Origin of the sequence: Leclercia sp., from assembly GCF_036780805.1 — a bacterium.
Classification (GTDB): domain Bacteria; phylum Pseudomonadota; class Gammaproteobacteria; order Enterobacterales; family Enterobacteriaceae; genus Enterobacter.
Genome location: NZ_DAIQCE010000004.1, coordinates 115,395 through 135,368 on the forward strand (window position 1 = coordinate 115,395; position 19,974 = coordinate 135,368).

At 57.1% G+C, this 19,974-nt stretch carries 15 protein-coding genes and 1 tRNA gene; 8 read left to right on the forward strand and 8 right to left on the reverse strand.

Annotated features, from left to right (window positions below; translation table 11 throughout):
• The first annotated feature begins 61 nt into the window (after positions 1-61).
• On the forward strand, positions 62-1,060 hold the full coding sequence (locus V7Q49_RS13395; RefSeq protein WP_333852630.1) for an SAM-dependent methyltransferase: 999 nt from the start codon (positions 62-64) through the stop codon (positions 1,058-1,060).
• A gap of 292 nt (positions 1,061-1,352) precedes the next feature.
• A complete protein-coding gene (locus tag V7Q49_RS13400; RefSeq protein ID WP_333852631.1) occupies positions 1,353-1,790 on the forward strand; it encodes an acetyltransferase in 438 nt (145 codons plus the stop codon).
• A gap of 111 nt (positions 1,791-1,901) precedes the next feature.
• On the opposite strand, the gene V7Q49_RS13405 is transcribed toward V7Q49_RS13400, so the two are convergent.
• From V7Q49_RS13405 to V7Q49_RS13420, 4 genes are all read right to left on the reverse strand, one after another.
• The gene (locus V7Q49_RS13405) at positions 1,902-2,867 is read right to left on the reverse strand and encodes an AraC family transcriptional regulator (RefSeq protein WP_333852633.1); all 966 of its coding nucleotides are present in this window, start codon (positions 2,865-2,867) and stop codon (positions 1,902-1,904) included.
• A 59-nt stretch (positions 2,868-2,926) separates the two neighbouring features.
• Positions 2,927-5,281, reverse strand: coding sequence for a beta-glucosidase (locus V7Q49_RS13410; protein WP_333852635.1), 2,355 nt, complete (start codon positions 5,279-5,281; stop codon positions 2,927-2,929).
• Positions 5,282-5,296: 15 nt separating this feature from the next.
• Complete coding sequence (locus V7Q49_RS13415; RefSeq protein ID WP_333852637.1) at positions 5,297-6,658, reverse strand: MFS transporter; 1,362 nt, start codon at positions 6,656-6,658, stop codon at positions 5,297-5,299.
• Positions 6,659-6,903: 245 nt separating this feature from the next.
• Positions 6,904-7,194 carry a SymE family type I addiction module toxin gene (locus V7Q49_RS13420; RefSeq protein ID WP_333852639.1) on the reverse strand — a complete coding sequence of 97 codons (291 nt, stop codon included), beginning with the start codon at positions 7,192-7,194 and terminating at the stop codon, positions 6,904-6,906.
• Positions 7,195-7,319: 125 nt separating this feature from the next.
• On the opposite strand from V7Q49_RS13420, the gene V7Q49_RS13425 reads away from it, so the two are divergent.
• The 3 genes from V7Q49_RS13425 (at position 7,320) to V7Q49_RS13435 (ending at position 9,017) form a co-directional block, all read left to right on the forward strand.
• Entirely contained in the window at positions 7,320-7,511 is a 192-nt protein-coding gene (locus tag V7Q49_RS13425; protein ID WP_077226502.1) for a toxin-antitoxin system HicB family antitoxin, read from the forward strand.
• A gap of 83 nt (positions 7,512-7,594) precedes the next feature.
• A complete protein-coding gene (locus V7Q49_RS13430; protein WP_333852641.1) occupies positions 7,595-8,113 on the forward strand; it encodes a hypothetical protein in 519 nt (172 codons plus the stop codon).
• A gap of 7 nt (positions 8,114-8,120) precedes the next feature.
• Entirely contained in the window at positions 8,121-9,017 is an 897-nt protein-coding gene (locus V7Q49_RS13435; RefSeq protein ID WP_333852643.1) for a Kiwa anti-phage protein KwaB-like domain-containing protein, read from the forward strand.
• A gap of 16 nt (positions 9,018-9,033) precedes the next feature.
• Here V7Q49_RS13435 and V7Q49_RS13440 read toward each other — a convergent pair.
• Positions 9,034-9,128, reverse strand: a tRNA-Sec gene (locus tag V7Q49_RS13440).
• Between the two features lie 283 nt (positions 9,129-9,411).
• On the opposite strand from V7Q49_RS13440, the gene V7Q49_RS13445 reads away from it, so the two are divergent.
• On the forward strand, positions 9,412-10,806 hold the full coding sequence (locus V7Q49_RS13445) for a glycoside-pentoside-hexuronide family transporter (RefSeq protein WP_333852646.1): 1,395 nt from the start codon (positions 9,412-9,414) through the stop codon (positions 10,804-10,806).
• A 12-nt stretch (positions 10,807-10,818) separates the two neighbouring features.
• Positions 10,819-13,137 carry an alpha-xylosidase gene (gene yicI, locus V7Q49_RS13450; protein ID WP_333852648.1) on the forward strand — a complete coding sequence of 773 codons (2,319 nt, stop codon included), beginning with the start codon at positions 10,819-10,821 and terminating at the stop codon, positions 13,135-13,137.
• A gap of 106 nt (positions 13,138-13,243) precedes the next feature.
• Here yicI and V7Q49_RS13455 read toward each other — a convergent pair whose 3' ends face one another.
• Together V7Q49_RS13455 and V7Q49_RS13460 are read right to left on the reverse strand one after the other, a co-directional pair.
• A complete protein-coding gene (locus tag V7Q49_RS13455; protein WP_333852650.1) occupies positions 13,244-14,956 on the reverse strand; it encodes an AsmA family protein in 1,713 nt (570 codons plus the stop codon).
• Between the two features lie 118 nt (positions 14,957-15,074).
• Positions 15,075-16,466: a nucleobase:cation symporter-2 family protein gene (locus tag V7Q49_RS13460; protein WP_333852652.1), complete on the reverse strand. Its 1,392-nt coding sequence runs from the start codon at positions 16,464-16,466 to the stop codon at positions 15,075-15,077.
• 224 nt (positions 16,467-16,690) lie between these two features.
• Between V7Q49_RS13460 and gltS the strand changes: the two genes are divergently transcribed.
• Positions 16,691-17,893 (forward strand): sodium/glutamate symporter, encoded by a 1,203-nt coding sequence (gene gltS / locus V7Q49_RS13465; protein ID WP_333852654.1) that lies wholly within the window; start codon positions 16,691-16,693, stop codon positions 17,891-17,893.
• Here gltS and recG read toward each other — a convergent pair whose 3' ends face one another.
• Positions 17,894-19,972 carry an ATP-dependent DNA helicase RecG gene (gene recG, locus V7Q49_RS13470; protein ID WP_333852656.1) on the reverse strand — a complete coding sequence of 693 codons (2,079 nt, stop codon included), beginning with the start codon at positions 19,970-19,972 and terminating at the stop codon, positions 17,894-17,896.
• Between the last annotated feature and the right edge of the window lie 2 nt (positions 19,973-19,974).

Genomic DNA, 19,974 nt, shown 5'->3' on the forward strand with positions numbered 1-19,974 from the left:
TCCTGGGGCAATGTGCGCGAAAGGTAATAAACTTGCGTCATGGGCTCACGGGAGATGACATATGCACTGGCAACCCTTTCGCGGCACCGCGCCGACCAATATGACCCTCTACAGCGCGTCGTTTCCTGATGTCAGCAACAACTGGCCGATGAAAGACGAGGTGACGCGCGAGCTGAACGCCGTCGATCGGGCGTTAAAAGCGGAGCCAGAGCTGATGCCGCCGCTGATTGAAAAGGATGCCAGCGGCGAGAAGACGATTAAATGTCAGCACCCCTGGTCTGAAGAGGCTTTTGCGTCACGCCCGGCGGTCGTCGCCTGGCGTACCCGACTGGTGCCCACCGCGCTGGCCCTGTATGCCATCCAGAATCCGCTGGATGAACATCTTCCCGACGGCACCCGGATGGACAGCCGCAGCCGCCAGTGGTTTATCCACGCCAACGATGCCATCGGCATCCGCTCCCGTGCGAAGGTGCTCTCCGTGCTGGCGGAACAGTATCTGCATAACGATATCGAGAACGTCTGGGTCAGCCTGGCCAGCGGCGCGGCCGTCCCGGTGCTGGAGGCGTTGCGCAGCGCCCATCTGGACGGGCAGAAAGTGCATTTAACGCTGGTGGATTACGATCCCGTCTCCCTGCGCTGGGCCGAGAAAATGGCCGCTGCCGAAGGGCTGAAGGTGGGTGAGCAGGTGACGATATTACAGCGCGATCTGAAAGACGGCCTGATCCACAGCGACAAACTGGTGCGTGAGCTGGGCGAAGGCAAGGTCGAGCTGGTGGACGCGCTGGGGATCTTCGAATACTTCAACGACGCTGAAGCGGTGACCTTCCTGCAACATGTCCTGCGCCTGATTAAACCCGGCGGGGCGCTGATTATCTCCAACATGCTGACCAGCAGTCCGCAGATTGATTTTGCTCTGCGCTGCATCGGCTGGACGCCCATCTTCCCGCGCACGTTGCAGCAGCTGCAGGATATCCATCTCGCGGCGGGTATCGCAGTGGAAAACGTTACGGTGATCGTACCGAAAGATGGGGTGTATGCGGTGATGGAGGTGCGGGTTTAAGTTGCCTCTTCCGTTGGGAGATGGAGCGGAGCAAAGTTGCTATGACCCTTTCAACCCGTCGCGCAGCATTTGCTGACGTGTTTCCCGAATTATCTTATCGGCAGCTGTTTTGATGCGCTGTTGGCTTTCTGGTGAACGGAAAGCTATCAATTCATTCAAAGTATTCAATTTACTCTTTTCGGGTCGGAGAAATGAGTTGTTGATAGAATGATCTGTCATTACCTTTATCGTCCTTGTTTATAAGTGCATGGCTACGCTTGATATTGTTCCGTTATCGTATGATGATCGCATTATGAAAATCGAAACCGCAGTTCCCTCACAATTTGAACGTCTCGTCGCGATCTGGGAGTCCTCCGTTCGCGCCACTCACCACTTTCTGCAGGAGAGTGATATTGCGGCCTTACGCCCGCTGCTGCTCAATGCTTATCTGCCAAATTTAAACGTCGTGATTGCCCGGGATGAAGCTGGCGCAATCCACGGCTTTTTGGGCGTGGACGAAAACCGTATTGAAATGCTGTTTGTCGACGACGCAAGCCGGGGAAAAGGCGTTGGCAAGCTGCTGCTGAAATACGCCATTGACCAACTCGGTGCTAACGAGGTGGACGTCAACGAGCAAAACCCGCAGGGCGTGGGGTTTTATCAGCATATGGGGTTTGTGCAAACCGGGCGGTCGGAGCTGGACGGGCAGGGCAATCCGTTCCCGTTGTTGCATATGCGGTACGAGGGGTAACTCCTGCACAACGCCGGGTGGCGGCTTCGCCTTACCCGGCCTACAAAACCAACACCAAAACCAAAACCAAAATCAAAACCGTAGGCCCGGTAAGCGCAGCGCCACCGGGCATCAGGCCGACTCGCGCAGCTGCGCAATCACCCCTTCATCCAGCGGCAAAAACCGTGAGTCGGTCATCACCTGCAACGCTTCGGCAGCATTGATCGCCGTGATATAGCGCTTCCTGAAGGCCGTGGGCGTCATGCGGCAATATTTGTTGAAGGCAAAAATCAGCTGCTTATGGCCGCTAAACCCGCAGCTGTAGCTGATATCGGTGATCGGGATCTGAGTATCCTTCAGCAGCCGCTTGGCCTTATTTATGCGGATCATGGTCAGATACTCTTTAAAGTTGTAGCCGCTGATCTTCTTAAAAATGCGCGAAAAGTGGTGGTAGCTGACGCCGGCATTATCGGCGATGGTGCTTAAGCTCAGCTCATCATCAAAATGCTGATTGATAAACTCAATGCCGTACTTCACCAGCTGCTGATCCTTTTTTCTGATGATCACCTGCTGACGGTCCTCCTGGACGCTGCCTGCGGCGGAAAGGGAGCCTAACAGCTGATAAATCAGGGCGATGCGGCTGAATGAGGGCTGGGCATGCACCAGATGCTCGACCAGCGCAATCACGTTGTTTCTGATCTGGCTCTCCTGCTGATTGGTCAGGGAGCCATTCTCCAGCAGCGGTGCCGGATGAGCCTCATCAAACAGGTTTGGTGCAAACTGAATGGTCAGCAGCTGGCTGTTCGGCGCGCGCGCCTCCAGGGAGTGGATCTCATCCGGGTTGATCCACAGCATGCCCCCAGCGGTAAATACCGAGGTGGTATGCCCGAGGGTGACGGAAAACTCTCCCGCCAGAATGCAGATCAGCTCCGGGGCCGAGTGCCAGTGCGGCTCGCAGTAGTACACCTCGGCGGCAAACACGTTCAGCTTCTCCGCATCAAAGGAGATCAGTTCGTAGCCGCTGCCTTCATGGACGGTGGTCCCGGCCTGCTGCTGTGAGACCCTCCCTGGATGCTGGGTAACAGAAAATGGAAACATCGGCTGGCTCTCCGTCGAGTGAAGGCCCTCTTGCCAAAGCAAGAGGGACCGATCGGACTTTACTGCTGTGTTGCAGGCCCCGCAAGGGCTTCCGCCAGCTCCTCACGCGTAATATCTATCGTCAGGAATTCGGTTAAGGAGATAAACAGACCAAAGACCAGATCGGGCGCAATCGCACACAGTTTTTCCCGTACCCGCTCCTCTGGCACACCATTTTTGCTGGCGACCAGCTTCACTACCCGGGCGAAGGCTGGCGGGTTGTTGATCAGCTGGGTCAATGAATTATTAATCTCCAGCGGGGCATAGCGCGGCGCGGCCCGCACGGTGATGGCGGTGCTCAACGCAATATCCCGCGACGATCGTGCAACCTGCAGCTGATACTCCCCGGCATCGACGATCCAGTCGCCAATGCCCGGATGGTAACAGGCGAGATCGTCCCAGCTTAGCGGCAGGGTCACGGTTTTGGTTTCGCCGGGTTCGAGATGCACTTTGGCAAAGGCTTTCAGGGTTTTCTCTTCACGCAGCAGCTCCCCCGCAGGGGCGGAAAGATAGAGCTGAACCACCTCTTTACCCGCCATGCTGCCGGTGTTGGTCACGTCCACGCTGACGGTTAACCCCTGGCCCTCGTCCAGCTCGCTCACCGAGGTAGTCAGGCCGCGGTAGTCGAAGGTGGTGTAGCTCAGGCCAAAGCCAAACGGGAACAGCGGCGTGAGCTTACGGCGATCGTAGTAGCGATATCCCACGAACAGCCCTTCGCTGTAGTGATGACGCAGGTTCTCGCCGGGATAGCTGAGCCAGGCCGGGGTCTCTTCCAGGGTATTGGGTACGGTGACCGTCAGCTTGCCGCACGGGTTGGCGCGGCCAAACAGAATATCCGCTACCGCGCGGCCCATGCCCTGGCCGCCAAAATGGGTTTCCAGCAGGGCTTTGCACTCCCCGAGCCACGGCATTACCACCGCATCGCTGTTGGCCAGCACCACCACCACGTTGGGCTGCACGCGGGCGACGGCGCGGATCAGCGCCTCATGCCCAGGCAAAATAGCCAGGTCTTTGCGATCGCCGTTTTCCCCGTCTTCACCGATGGCGGTGCTGACAAACAGGATCGCCACATCGGCGTTTTTCGCCACCGCCACGGCCTGCGCCAGCGCCTGTTCATCGGTGGCGTTATCCTCCGGCGTACCCACTGCGTACTCGATGTTGAAATCGTTTCCGGCGACCTCAAAAATCTCGTCCAGCGGGCGGTCGAGCATATAGGGCACGGTTGTCGCACAGCCGGAGCCCTGAATGACCGGCTCCTGAGCGGGCTTGCCCAGCACCGCCAGGGTGCGCTGTTTGCCTTTTTGCAGCGGCAGGATGGCGTCTTCATTTTTCAGCAGGACGATGGATTCGGCGGCCAGACGCTGCGCCAGCTGGTGATGCTGGTGGAAATCGGCCTTAAAGCCCGACTTGCGGTGGCGCTGGACCTTTTCGATCAGAGTCAACATCCGCAGGCAGGCGGTGTCGAGGATATCGGCGGGGATCTCGCCCCGGTGGATGGCTTCGAGCAGCTCCTGTTTATCGCGGCGGGTTTCCGGCATCGCCAGATCGTTGCCCGCCAGCAGGGACGCCGGACGGTTTTTGATCCCGTACCAGTCGGACATCACCAGCCCGTCGTACTGCCACTCGTTACGCAGCACGTCGGTCAGCAGCCAGTGGTTTTGCGAGGTCTGCACGCCGTTGAGCAGGTTGTAGGAGGACATCACCGTCCACGGATTCGATTTATCGATAGCGCGCTTAAAGCCCGCCAGGTAGATCTCACGCAGCGCCCGCTCTTCAATCACCGAGTCCATCTCGGTGCGGTGGTATTCGGAGTTGTTGGCGGCAAAATGCTTCAGGCTGGCACCCACGCCGTTGTCCTGCAGGCCGTTGATCAGCGCGGCGGCAATGTCGCCACTCACCACCGGATCTTCTGAATAATATTCATATCCGCGCCCGGCCAGCGGCGTGCGGCGAATATTGATGCCCGGCCCGAGCAGAATGCCGACGCCCATCTCCTGACACTCGTTCGCCAGCGCCTCGCCCATCTGATACACCAGTGAGATATCCCAGCTACAGGCCAGGGTCGAGCCGTTCGGGAAGCAGGTGGCCGGTCTGGATTTACTGAACAGCGCCTCGGAGCCGCCTTTCTGCTCTTCGTTCTCCACATCACCGGCACTTTGCGCAATCACGTCGAGAAAATCGGTGATATTCCAGCTTTCGCCCTGTTCGATCTGGCTGGTGCTGTAGCGCACGCCGTAGGTGCCGTCGGTCATCACGATGTCTTCAATGCCGTGTTGCGGCAGGGTGGCAGTGCGCCACAGGCCGCTGCCGGTAAGCAGGTTAACTTTATCTTCGGCGCTCATCGCCGCAATCAGGGTGTGAAAGTCAGTTTTCATCATTTTTCCTCAGGATCACAGCGCGTTGGCTTTGCGTAACGCAATGTCTTTGATGATATTTCGGTAGGTGTTTTCATCGAGGGTGTAGAAGAAGATGAACACCATGCTCAGGGCAAACATCAGGGCCGGGAACAGGGTCATCATCAGGTTGATGCCGTTCAGGGCGCTGGCGCTCAGATGGTCGGAAGAGTAGTCAAAATAGTCGAGCATCAGCCCGGCGCAGCCGCCGCCAATGGCCATCGCGATTTTGGTAATGAAGTTAAAGAAGCCGTAAATCGCCCCTTCGGCACGCACGCCCTGTTTCCATTCGGCGTACTCCACGGTGTCGGCAATCATCGACCACATCGCCACGAAGCCCATCCCTAAGGTGATACTGAACAGGCAGACGCCGGTCATGATCAGGGTGCCGTTGCTGCCTGCGAGGAAATACTGGAACAGCATGCCGAGGATGCCGATCAGCAGCGCGAACTGCACCATGCGCTTTTTGCCCATCATGGCGATCAGTTTTTCGGAGACCACGGTGCCTGCCACGTACGCCGCCGACTGGATCATAAAGAATTTGGCGGTAAAGGCCTCATCGCCCAGGGTGTATTTGATGAAGTAAATCGCGATGGCCATCCACACCGTGTAGGCCATGTAGAAGAACACGGTAAACGCCGAGAGGTTGATTAACGGCAGGTTGCCGGAGACCGCGGCGATCATCTCTTTCAGCGTCGGGGCTTTTTGCTCGGTCTGGTTTTTAACGCGCTCTTTGGTCATGCCAAAGCAGGCGAGGAAGAAGAAAGTGGCGAGCAGGCTGAAGCAGCTGACGGCAAACACGTAGCCCAGCTTCTTATCGGTGAACTGTGAAATCAGCATATCCGCCGTGGTCGAGACAATCAGATATCCGACAATCGCCATCACCATACGGTAGACCGAGAGCGACGCGCGGGAACCTTCATGCTGGGTGAGCATGTTGGTCATCGCGGAGTAGGGGGTATTCACCGCGGTATAGGCCAGGCAATAGAGGGTGTAGGAGATCAGGGCGTAGTAAAACTTGAACTCGTCGCCCAGGGTGCTGAAGCAGAGGATGGTGAGCAGCCCCAGCGGCACGGCACCGAACAGCAAATAAGGGCGCAGCTTGCCGTAGCGGGTATGGGTTTTATCGATCACGTAGCCGATAAAGATATTGAACAGAGCGTCCAGCACGCGGGCGATAACAAAAATCAGGCTCGCCTGAACGGCGGTAATGCCGTAGATGTTGGTATAGAAGAACAGTAAGAACAGCGAAACAAACCCAAACGACAGGTTGGAAGCCAGATCGCCAAACCCGTAGCCAATCTTTTCCCGAACGCTGACTTTGACGTAACTGCCCGAGGCGATGTCTGTTGTTTTCATGTTGTAGGGTACTCATTCTGATTTGTGTCGTCCTGAGTATACCGGGGCGCTAAAGGGCGGCTTGCCAGCCTTTGTTCATAGAGTTCCCATTTTTTGCGCGGAGGAGAGTTTGCGGTGGAGTTGTGAAGGGGGTCACAGGGAGTTGAGTTGGAGAGAGGGGAAACATACGGGCATGAACTTCTCCCTCTCCCTGAGGGAGAGGGTTGGGGTGAGGGGGAACATCCCGCACTCGGTTTAACCCGGGTTCACGATGCCAGAGCCAACGCCCCTTCAATCCCTTTCAGCTTCTGCTGCGCCTGCTTTAATTCAGCAAGCAGTGCCTTTTCATGCGGGCTATGCGCCATCACGACAATGCAGCCGTCCATGACTTTCACCGTGACTTTATCTCCGGTATCAAACCCCGCCGCACGCAGCCATTTGCCGGAAAGGATCAGGTTTGGCGTACTGCGATCGAGACCTTGCGGGCGATATCCCACAATTAATGTACGCTCAGTTCCGGTTGCGGTGGTGTCTGGGGTAGAATGCGAATCAGCCATAATCAACTCCTTGATAGTTGGTGAGGTTAGACGCTCCGGTGTGTTCCTGCACATTGGAGCGTTGATAAAACTGGAGGTTTAGATGGCCTCCTAATATGGTTTAGAGTAGATGGATAGGTGGCCCCATGTCAATCATAGCGCGCGAAAAAAAACCAAAAGGCGGCGGACAATCCCCGCAGTTTAAAATGCGTATTGATCCGGCATTGAAGGAACAGTTGGATGCTGTGGCGGCGGAGGAAGGGGTGAGTCTCGCCAGCTGGTTGAAGGAACTGGCGAGGGAGGCTCTGCGTTTGCGAGGAATCCAACCGAAAGGATAAGAGCAAAAAATCTACTAATTTAATTAGAGATGGCATTTCAAAAGACGTATACTGTTTTTTTGTACAGTGAATTTGGAGGCTATATGCTTAATGGATTTGCTAGATACGCTTTGACAGCCAGTTCAGTTGCTCCTGTCTGCATTACACTCGCTTTTTTAGCTTTTATTAATAATAATATAATTATATTATTTTGCTCGTTAGCCTTAGCTTGTTTGAGTATTTTATTCTGTGTATTAATAATTTATCAGGCTAAAAAATATAATCCTATTACTATTAAGAATTTAGAGTCAGCTTCACCAGCTGATAAAGAGATAACTAATTATTTTTTAACTTATCTTTTTCCCCTTATTTCTGGGCCAACGACTTTTATGGATTGGAGAATAGCATTATTTTTCTATCTGAGTTTGTTTTTTTATATCAAGCACTCGTCATCATATAGCTTTAATCCGATATTATCTATATTTTTCAAGTTCAAGTTTTATGAAGCTGAGGATGATACAGGTGTTAGCTTTGTATTGCTAACAAGGGAACCATTGACAAACGCAAAAATTAATGGATTGAAAGTTAAAAAATTAACAGAACATACATATATGATTGTTTGAGGAAATTATGGAACTTTTTGCAATTACAGACAGCAGCATTCCGCGTAGAATTGTTAAGATCGATATTGATGCCTTAGCCCAGCCGGTGGTTGAGGAAATATTTTTAAATCAAGAGGCCAATTTTTATGGTGACGATGATGAGGAGGTAGAATTTTGTGCTTCTTACTCGGTCAGGGATAATGAATATTTCGTTATTAATGGTTTTGATGATGAGATAGGTGTACTGAATGCTATTCAGACTCCAGATGCAATTCCTGTATGGGATCCACAGGAGATTTCTGTACATTATTTCAAAGCTATTTTTTCTGGCATCCCAGAGCATGATAACCATCCGGCTAAAGTTTTGATTCAATCCTTTGATAGAAGACAAATTATAAATAACGAGAGATCACTATTTCAAATGGTGACTCAGCCAAACAATAGATTTAGTGTTTCCAACCGACCCGGTTTTTCTTTAAGTGATAGGCTCACAGCATTACTTATTGGAGATAAACTTATCTTTAAAAGCTTTTTCATGCTCCGCAGATTTTTCAATATGGAAGAGTATTTTAATGAAGCGACACGTGAAGATTTAGCTTCATTTATCAGTAATGATATTTTTGAAGTAAGTAATCAAGATAATTTCATTGAGAATGCAGATTCTTCAATTAAAAAGAAGGTTTCTCTTATTATGAGTTCAGGAATATTAGAAGATCATACAATAGATAAACTAAAAGACTGTGCTGATAATATTGGTTATCAACTACACATATCTGAAAGTAATGGGTCAAGGAAAATAATTATGCCAAGTCAAAAAAAAGATATTAAGCAACTTCTTTATTTTTTAGATCAAGGAGTATTCAACTCAATTATTACGAACGAATTAATGTTAACAAATTCGAAGCGGCCTTATAGATATCGTTAGTAATAAGAGGCAATTTTGGCGGAAGATCACAGGAGTCGAACCTGCCCAGGACCGCTGGCGGCCCCAACTGGATTTGAAGTCCAGCCACCTCACCGGAGATGACGATCTTCCGCGCCTCGATTGCTACATGGAGGCGGGGCGCATTATAGCTACTTTCAATCATTTACCCCAACCTTTCGCACACTTATTTCACCCCTTTTTTGACCTGCGTTACCCCTTCCAAGGTAAATCTCAACAAAATCCTCAGCTTACATTTTTCCTGTCCGCAGTTTTACCGCGATCACAAAAAACAAGAATCGTAAAAACGTAACCAGAAAACGGAATACCTGGCAGTTGGTGAATGGTTTACAAAACCTGTAACCGGTCTCAGCGCCCTACGCGTGAAGGAATAACAATGAAAAGCGAAGTTTTATCCGTCAAAGAGAAAATTGGTTACGGCATGGGTGACGCCGCAAGTCACATCATTTTCGACAACGTCATGCTCTACATGATGTTCTTCTACACCGATATCTTCGGTATCCCCGCCGGGTTCGTCGGCACCATGTTCCTGCTGGCGCGCGCGCTGGATGCCATCTCCGACCCCTGCATGGGGCTGCTGGCCGACCGCACCCGCAGCCGCTGGGGTAAGTTCCGCCCGTGGATCCTGTTCGGCGCCATCCCGTTTGGCCTGGTCTGCGTGCTGGCCTACACCACGCCGGACCTCAGCCTGAACGGCAAAATGATCTACGCCGCCGTCACCTACACCCTGCTGACCCTGCTCTATACCGTGGTCAACATCCCTTACTGCGCACTGGGCGGGGTGATCACCAATGACCCGACGCAGCGTATCTCCCTCCAGTCCTGGCGCTTTGTGCTGGCGACGGCGGGCGGCATGCTCTCCACGGTGCTGATGATGCCGCTGGTGAATATGATTGGCGGCGAGGATAAAGCGCTCGGCTTCCAGGGCGGCATCGCGGTGCTGTCGGTGGTGGCCTTCCTGATGCTGGCGTTCTGCTTCTTCACCACCAAAGAGCGCATCCAGGTGCCGCCAAGTACCACCTCCATGCGTGAAGATCTGCGCGACATCTGGCACAACGACCAGTGGCGCATCGTCGGGCTGCTCACCATCCTCAATATTCTGGCGGTCTGCGTGCGCGGCGGGGCGATGATGTATTACGTCACCTGGATCATGGGCTCGCCGGAGCTGTTCGTTGCCTTCCTCACCACCTACTGCGTCGGCAACCTGATTGGCTCCGCGCTGGCGAAACCGCTCACCGACTGGAAATGCAAAGTCAGCGTCTTCTGGTGGACCAACGCCCTGCTGGCGGTGGCAAGCGTGGCGATGTTCTTCGTGCCGATGCAGGCCAGCATCACCATGTTCGGCTTTATCTTCGTGATTGGCGTCCTGCACCAGCTGGTGACGCCGATCCAGTGGGTGATGATGTCCGATACCGTCGATTACGGCGAGTGGACTAACGGCAAACGCCTCACCGGCATCAGCTTTGCGGGCACGCTGTTCGTGCTCAAGCTGGGCCTGGCCCTGGGCGGAGCGCTCATCGGCTGGATGCTGGCAGGCGGCGGCTACGATGCCGCAGCCAAAACCCAGAACAGCGCCACCATCAGCATCATCATTGCCCTGTTTACCCTGGTCCCGGCGGCTTGCTATCTGCTGAGCGCGGTGATCGCCAAACGCTACTACAGCCTGAAAACGCCATTCCTGATGAAAATCATGAACGATCTGGCACAGGGCGCGCGTCGTAACCAGCAGGAATTTGAAAATCTGCCGGTCAGCAAAGAATTGCAGAACTAAGAGGACGAAAGCATGAAAATCAGTGATGGAAACTGGCTCATTCAACCGGGTCTGAACGTGACCTACCCGGTGCAGGTATTCGATGTGGAGCAGCAGGGCAACGACCTGGTGGTCTATGTCGCCCCGCGCGACGTGCGTGAGCGCACCTGGCAGCTCGATACCCTGATGTTCACGGTGCGCCTGTTTGCGCCGCAGGAGGGGATTGTCGGGGTGCGCATCGAGCACTTCCAGGGCGCGCTGGATAAGGGCCCGCACTACCCGCTCAACGTCCTGAAAGACGTCAAGGTGCAGATTGAAAACAACGCTGAGTTTGCCGAGCTGAAAAGCGGCAACATCAGCGTGCGCGTTACCAAAGGCGAGTTCTGGGCGCTCGATTTCCTGCGTGACGGTCAGCGCATTACCGGCAGCCAGCTGAAAAACAACGGCTACGTGCAGGACGGCAACAGCGATCGCAACTATCTGTTCGAGCGTCTGGATCTGGGCGTGGGCGAGACCGTCTACGGCCTCGGCGAGCGCTTTACCGCCCTGGTGCGCAACGGCCAGACGGTCGAAACCTGGAACCGCGACGGCGGCACCAGCACCGAACAGTCGTACAAGAATATCCCGTTCTACCTCACCAATCGCGGCTACGGCGTGCTGGTGAACCACCCGGAAAACGTCTCGTTTGAAATCGGCTCTGAGAAAGTCTCCAAAGTGCAGTTCAGCGTGGAAGGCGAGTATCTGGAGTATTTCGTGATCGACGGCCCGACGCCGAAAGAGGTGCTTAACCGCTATACCCGGTTCACCGGCCGTCCGGCGCTGCCGCCCGCGTGGTCGTTTGGCCTGTGGCTCACCACCTCGTTCACTACCAACTACGACGAAGCAACGGTGAACAGCTTTATCGACGGCATGGCCGAACGCGATCTGCCCCTGCACGTCTTCCACTTCGACTGCTTCTGGATGAAGGCCTTCCAGTGGTGTGACTTCGAGTGGGACCCGGTGACCTTCCCGGACCCGGAAGGGATGATCCGCCGCCTGAAGGACAAAGGTCTGAAGGTCTGCGTGTGGATCAACCCGTACATCGGGCAAAAATCACCGATCTTTAAAGAGCTGAAAGAGAAGGGCTACCTGCTGAAACGCCCGGACGGATCCCTGTGGCAGTGGGATAAGTGGCAGCCGGGGCTGGCGATCTACGACTTCACCAACCCGGAAGCCTGTACATGGTATGTCGACAAGCTGAAAGGCCTGGTGGATATTGGCGTCGACTGCTTTAAAACCGACTTCGGCGAGCGTATCCCGACCGACGTGCAGTGGTTCGACGGTTCCGATCCGCAGAAGATGCACAACCACTACGCCTACATCTACAACGAGCTGGTGTGGAACGTGCTGAAAGAGACGGTGGGCGAGGAAGAGGCGGTGCTGTTTGCCCGTTCGGCCTCGGTGGGCGCGCAACAGTTCCCGGTGCACTGGGGCGGCGACTGCTACGCCAACTACGAGTCGATGGCCGAAAGCCTGCGCGGCGGGCTGTCGATTGGGCTCTCCGGGTTCGGTTTCTGGAGCCACGATATCGGCGGGTTCGAAAACACCGCCCCGGCGCACGTTTACAAACGCTGGTGTGCGTTCGGGCTGCTCTCCAGCCACAGCCGCCTGCACGGCAGTAAATCCTACCGGGTGCCGTGGGCCTACGATGACGAGTCCTGCAACGTGGTGCGCCACTTTACGCAGCTCAAATGTCGGATGATGCCGTACCTCTATCGCCAGGCAGCGCTGGCCCGTGAGTTCGGTACGCCGATGCTGCGGGCGATGATGCTCGAGTTCCCGGACGATCCGGCCTGCGACTACCTCGACCGTCAGTACATGCTGGGGGATGCGGTGATGGTGGCTCCGGTGTTCAGCGAGGCGGGCGACGTGCAGTTCTACCTGCCGGAAGGGCGCTGGACGCACCTGTGGCACAACGACGAAATCCAGGGCAGCCGCTGGCACAAACAGCAGCACGACTTCCAGAGCCTGCCGGTCTATGTGCGCGACAACACCCTGCTGGCGCTGGGCAACAACGACCAGAAGCCGGACTATGCGTGGAACGAAGGCACCGCTTTCCAGCTGTTTAACCTCGACGATGGCGCCACGGCGGTAAGCGAAGTGCCTGCGGCTAACGGTGCCGTGGCCTTTACCCTGACCGCGACGCGCAGCGGCAATACCCTGACGTTAAAAGGCAGTGGCGAGGCTCGGAGCTGGTCGGTCTGTTTGCGCAATGTGCATCAGATTAGCGGCGTGAAAGGCGCATCTCATGCAGGAAGCGAGTGGGGCGTGTTGGTGAAAGCCGAAGGGGAAGAGGTAGTTATTCATCTCTGAGCCGTCTGTAAAACGCCCGGTGGCGCTGCGCTTACCGGGCCTACGGTTTTGATGTTGTAGGCCGGGTAAGGCGAAGCCGCCACCCGGCTGGTTTACTCCCTCTCCCTCAGGGAGAGGGCTGGGGTGAGGGTTGTTGCTCAACCGTACTCACCGCCCCACCCGTCATCGTCTGCGTGACCTGCTGTTTATTCATATTCACCGCATTCAGCCTGCCGTTGACCGTTGGCTTCAACGGCGAATCTTTCTGCACATTGCCGCTGGCGGTGAGCTGGAAATTACCGTCGCCCGTCACCGGCAATGCGGGCCATCCCCACTGCTGGATCACGTTCAACGGTACGCCGCGTCCGGTCAGGTTAATGGTGGTCTGCCGCCCCGGCGTCTGCGAGACGCTGGCCTTCGCTTCCAGAATGCCTTTCTCGGTAAAGGCGCTCAGCTCATTGATATTCACCGTCGAGGCATTGGCCGTCAGGGAGAGCGACGGACGGCGCACGTCCACGCGGTTAAAAGTGGCGGCCGCGCCGTTGAGCGTGGCGGTGCCCGCCCACACGCCCCACTGGCGGTCTTTCGCTAATTGCAGGTTAGTGCCGTAGCCGTCAAGGGCGGTGACCTGCCACGGGAAGGTGGAATCAACATCGATCACCAGGTTACGGCTCAGGCTGAATTTGCGCAGCGTGACGCTGTGCAGCCACTCCGGCAGGGACTCCATCCACTGCGTTTTCCAGTTTTCCGGCAGGGTGTATTCCAGCCCGGCGACGGCGACATCATCCAGCACCAGCGCTTTACCGCTGCGCAACCAGTTGCCGGAGGTGCGCACCATCCCGCCTTCCCAGCGTGAGGTGAACTGGCGCAGGGCGATCCCCTGCGGAGAAAATTCGGCGTTGAGGATCGGGTCGAACAGATGCACCGAGCCGTAGATATACTCGCTGGCATTCATCGACAGGCGACCGTCCTCGCTCTGCCAGTCGCCGTGGGTCAGGGTCAGGTTGCGCAAGCTTAAATCGAGGTCGGTGACCGCCCAGTCCGGCCCCTGCAGGCGGGCGTCGGTCACGTCGAGGCGGCCAATCTGCAACGACGGCAGGGTAGTGATCGGGGCAAAAAAGTCGGACAGCGATTTATCGCTCTGCAGGCGGATCTCGTTCAGGCGCATGTTGTCCACCTTCCAGCCGCCGTTGGCGTCGCGGCGCGCGGTGCCGGTGAGCGAGCCCCGCGCCATGTCGGCACCGATGGTGGTCAGGACCACCTCTTTGTCGGTCAGCTCGCCCTCGATCAGCACGTTGCTGGCCGGTACGCCGTTCAGCGTCAGCGACCCGGCGCTGATCTGGATGTTGGCTTTTTTACCCAGCACGTTGCCCGCCTCGGGCTGCCACGGGCGCACGCCGCCGGTCACCTTCTGCGCACTCAGATCCCACGCAGTATTCGGGCTGTTAAAGGCCATGTTGTTCAGCAGCAGGCGATCGGCCTGGAAGGGAAGGGGGGCGGTCTGCGGCGAGAGGTTCAGCGTGCCGTCAAACAGGGCGATGGTATCCATGTGCAGCGGATCGGTGAGCTGGCGGCTGCTCACGCCGATATCGACCATTTTTGCGACCAGGGTCGCAGGTTGACCGTCGCGCCCGAAGGTGACGTTTTTCAGCACCAGGTGCGTGGGCGACGAGAAGCGGTGATCCATCAGGTCGAAATTGAGTTCGTAGTCGGTGTTTACCGTGATCCAGCTACTGACCTGCGCCGCGCCCCAGCGGGTCTGAACGAGGATATAGAGCGCGAGGATCGCAATAAGCAGAACGGCCAGAATACCGACCAGAAGCTTTCCAATAAATTTCATGGTCTTCCATCACGTAAAACGCACATAAAGGAGTTATGCACGATTTATACGCAATGCTCAAGGCGGGAAGAGCGGAATTCCGGGTTACGGCAGCAGTTGCCTGCTGCCGTGAAAGAGATTAGTTCTTTTCTGGCGGGAAAATCAGGTTCAGAACGATAGCGGTGATCCCGCCGGCGGCGATGCCGGAAGAGAGCAGGTTTTTCACCCAGTCCGGGGCGAACTGCAGGATCAGCGGCTGCTGAGACACACCCAGACCCACTGCCAGCGACAGGGCGATAATCATGATGGCACGGCGGTTCAGCGGCTCGCGGGAGACGATACGCACGCCCGATGCCGCGATGGTACCGAACATGACCAGCGTTGCGCCGCCCAGCACCGGCTCAGGAATGTGCTGCACAAAGCCGCTTACCGCCGGGAACAGCCCGAGCACGATCAGCATCAGCGCCACCACAAAGCCCACGTAGCGGCTGGCCACGCCGGTCAGTTGGATCACGCCGTTGTTCTGGCCAAAGCAGGAGTTCGGGAAGGTGTTGAACACGCCGGAGACAAAGGAGTTCAGGCCGTTAGCCAGCACGCCGCCCTTCAGGCGCTTCATGTACAGCGGGCCAGAGACCGGCTGCTCAGAGACGTCGGAGGTGGCGGTGATATCCCCGATGGTTTCCAGGGAGGTGATCATAAACACCAGCATCAGCGGCAGAAGCAGGTTCCAGTCGATACCCAGGCCGTAGTAGAGCGGGGTCGGGACCACGATCAGCGGGCTGTCGGTCGCAGCGGCAGACTGCGGCAGCATGTCCATTGCCCAGGCGGCCAGATAGCCTGCCGCCATGGCGATCACCAGCGAGGCGACGCGCAGGTACGGGTTACGCTGACGGTTGAGCAGAATAATGATCGCCAGCACCACGCCCGCCAGCAGCAGGTTTTTCGGGGCACCGAAGGTGTGGTCGGCCATTGCCGCATAACCGCCGCCGATGGAGGTCAAACCGACCTGAATCAGCGACAGGCCGATAATCATCACCACCACGCCGGAGACCAGCGGAGTAATAATGCGGCGCGCCAGGTGCAGTACGCGGGAGATGACCATCTCGGTGCAGCTTGCCAGCATCAGGGTGCCGAACAGCGCCGCCATCATCGTCGGCACATCCGCGCCGCCGGTTTTCAGCGCCGTACCGCCCATGATCAGCGGAGCCACAAAGTTAAAGCTGGTGCCCTGAATCGACAGCAGACCGGAACCCACCGGACCCCAGGCCTTAATCTGAATGATGGAGGCCACGCCCGAAGCAAACAGCGACATGCTGATGATGTGCTGGGTGTCCTGCGCCGGTAAGCCGAGCGCCTGGCAGATCAGCAGGGCAGGGGTGATGACGGCCACAAACATCGCCAGCAGATGCTGACAGGCGGCGAACAAGGTCTGCGCCAGCGGCGGGCGGTCTTCGAGACGGTAAATCAGTTCACTGTTATGCGGCTGCGCAATCGGTTGCGCATCTTGCTGTTCTACGGCGTTAACGGACATCTGCTGCGATCCCCAGGAAGAAAAGCGGGCATTTTAGCGGAGTGGATGAGAAAAGCAAACGATTGCTCGCAAAAATCGTAGAGAAAACCATCTGCTTCGTGCGGCTTTTCTGTCACGCCATGACAAAGTTCATTACACTCCTGCTCCCGATTGCGTTTAAGTCGCGCAAACGGCACAGGAAAACGCGCATGTTGATGGAGCACGTGCCATACAAGGAGCCCACTATGATTTATCTCGATACGTTGTCGACCCTCGTTGCGGCAACGCTGGTTTTACTGCTTGGCCGTAAACTGGTTCACAGTGTCCCCCTTCTCAGAAAATACACCATCCCGGAGCCCGTTGCAGGCGGGTTGCTGGCCGCCGTTGCGCTGCTGGTGCTGAACAAAAGCATGGGTTGGGAAATCAACTTTGATATGTCCTTGAAAGACCCGCTGATGCTGGCCTTTTTCGCCACCATCGGCCTGAACGCCAACCTCGCCAGCCTGCGGGCAGGCGGCAAAGTGCTGGGGGTGTTTTTAATTGTGGTGGTCGGGCTGCTGGTGATGCAGAACGCCATCGGTATCGGCATGGCCTCCCTGCTGGGGCTGGACCCGCTGATGGGCCTGCTGGCTGGCTCTATTACCCTTTCCGGCGGACATGGCACCGGGGCGGCGTGGAGCAAGCTGTTTATCGAGCGCTATGGTTTCGAGAACGCCACCGAAGTGGCGATGGCCTGCGCCACCTTCGGGCTGGTGCTGGGCGGGCTGATCGGCGGGCCGGTGGCGCGCTATCTGGTGAAGCACTCCGCAACCCCGAACGGCTGCCCGGAAGATGAAGCGGTGCCGTTAGCGTTTGAAAAGCCGGACGTCGGACGCATCATTACCTCCCTCGTGCTGATCGAAACCATTGCGCTTATCGCCATCTGCCTGACGGTGGGTAAAGTGATTGCGCAACTGCTGGTGGGGACCGCATTTGAGCTGCCGACCTTTGTCTGCGTGCTGTTTGTGGGGGTGATCCTCAGCAACGGACTGGCGCTGATGGGCTTTTATCGCGTCTTTGAGCGGGCGGTATCGGTGCTGGGCAACGTCTGCCTGTCGCTGTTCCTGGCGATGGCGCTGATGAGCCTCAAGCTGTGGGAGCTGGCCTCGCTGGCGCTGCCGATGCTGGCGATTCTCGCCGTGCAGACCCTGTTTATGGCGTTCTACGCGGTGTTCGTGACCTGGCGGATGATGGGCAAAAACTACGACGCGGCGGTGCTGGCGGCAGGGCATTGCGGCTTTGGTCTGGGGGCCACGCCGACGGCGATCGCCAACATGCAGGCCATCACCGAGCGTTTCGGTCCGTCGCATATGGCGTTTCTGGTGGTGCCGATGGTGGGGGCGTTCTTTATTGATATCGTCAACGCGCTGGTGATCAAACTCTATCTGATGCTGCCGATGTTTGGCTGATCAGGCGTTGGAGTAGCGCTCGGTTTCGGGCATCCAGCGCTCGATTAACGCTGCCGCCTGGTCGGGGTAGCGTTCATGGATATGGCGTGCCAGACGCTGAACTTCGGGGATCATGCCCTGATCGCGTAGCAAATCGGCCACTTTAAACTCGGCATTGCCGGTCTGGCGGGTGCCGAGCAGTTCGCCAGGACCGCGGATCTCCAGATCCTGTTGCGCAATCACAAAGCCGTCGTTGCTGTCGCGCAGCACCTGCAGACGTTTCTGGGCGGTTTTCGACAGCGGGGCTTTGTAGAGCAGCACGCAGTGCGAGGCCACCGCGCCACGTCCGACGCGACCGCGCAGCTGGTGGAGCTGCGCCAGGCCCAGGCGCTCCGGGTTTTCAATGATCATCAGGCTGGCGTTAGGCACATCCACCCCAACTTCAATTACGGTTGTGGCGATCAGCAGATGCAGATCGCCCTGCTTGAAGGCCTGCATCACCGCCTGCTTCTCGGCAGGCTTCATGCGGCCATGTACCAGGCCGACGTTCAGCTCTGGCAGGGCCAGCTTTAACTCTTCCCAGGTGGCTTCTGCCGCCTGGGCTTCCAGCAGATCCGACTCTTCAATCAGGGTACAGACCCAGTAGGCCTGACGGCCTTCCTGGCAGGCGTTGCGCACGCGATCGATGATGTCGCTGCGGCGCGTGTCCGGGATAGCGACGGTGGTCACCGGCGTACGGCCCGGCGGCAGCTCGTCGATGGTGGAGGTGTCGAGATCGGCATAGGCGGTCATCGCCAGGGTGCGCGGGATCGGCGTCGCGGTCATGATCAGCTGGTGCGGATGGTACCCCTGCTGGAGTCCTTTTTCCCACAGCGCCAGACGCTGATGCACGCCAAACCGGTGCTGCTCATCAATGATCACCAGCGCCAGGCCGTGGAACTGCACCTGCTCCTGGAAGATGGCGTGGGTGCCGACAATCATCTGCACCTGACCGCTGGCGATGGCGTCCTGCTGCGCCTGCCGCGCCTTGCCTTTTTGCTTCCCGGCCAGCCAGCCCACTTCTACGCCCAGCGGGGCAAACCAGCTGCGGAAATTATTCGCATGCTGCTCGGCCAGCAGTTCGGTCGGCGCCATCAGGGCGACCTGTCTGCCGTGCGCAATGGCACGCAGCGCGGCCAGGGCGGCCACCAGCGTTTTACCGGAGCCAACGTCGCCCTGCACCAGACGCATCATCGGCACGTCCAGGGCCAGGTCGCGCTCGATCTCGGCGGTCACGCGGGCCTGCGCCCCGGTAGGTTTAAACGGCAGCGAGGCCAGCAGTCTATCTTTTAATTCGTTACGGGCCGGGAGCGGCAGGGCGTGAAAACGCTGGGCACCGGCGCGCAGCGCCAGCATGCTCAGGTTATGCGCCAGCAGCTCTTCCAGAATCAGGCGGCGCTGGGCCGGATGTTGCCCGCTCTCTAAATCAGTAAGTTGCAGCGTCGGCGGTGGGCGGTGCAGGGTGCGCAACGCCTCCGGCAGGCTCATCATCCCCTGCGCCAGCTCGGGCGGCAGCAGTTCGGCAATGGCGCAGGTGTCGAGCAGCTCCAGCGCCTGATCGGTCAGCTTGCGCAGCGTCGCCTGCTTGATGCCTTCGGTAGTCGGGTAGACCGGGGTCAGCGTCTCCTGCATCTCCGGGGTACTGAGATCGCCCTGCACGCGGTATTCCGGGTGGATCATCTCCGCGCCGTATTTCCCGCGTTTGGCTTCGCCGTAGGCCAGCACCCGTCGCCCGGCGGCGAGGCTGTTTTTCATTGCCGCGCTGAAGTTAAAGAAGCGCATCGTCAGGATGCCGGAGCCGTCGCTGATCTGGCAGGTCATCATCCGGCGACCGCCGAAGGTGATGTTGCTGTTCAGGACTTCGCCTTCAACCGTGGCATAAATCCCGGGCAGCAGATCGCCAATTTGATACAGCTGAGTGCGGTCTTCGTAACGCAGGGGGAGATGCAGGAGGAGATCCTGCACGGTATGCAGGCCGATTTTTGCCAGTTTACTGCTCTGGGCCGCACCAACGCCCGTCAGGGAATTGAGCGGCACCGCATCCAGCAGGCGGCCTTGCATGA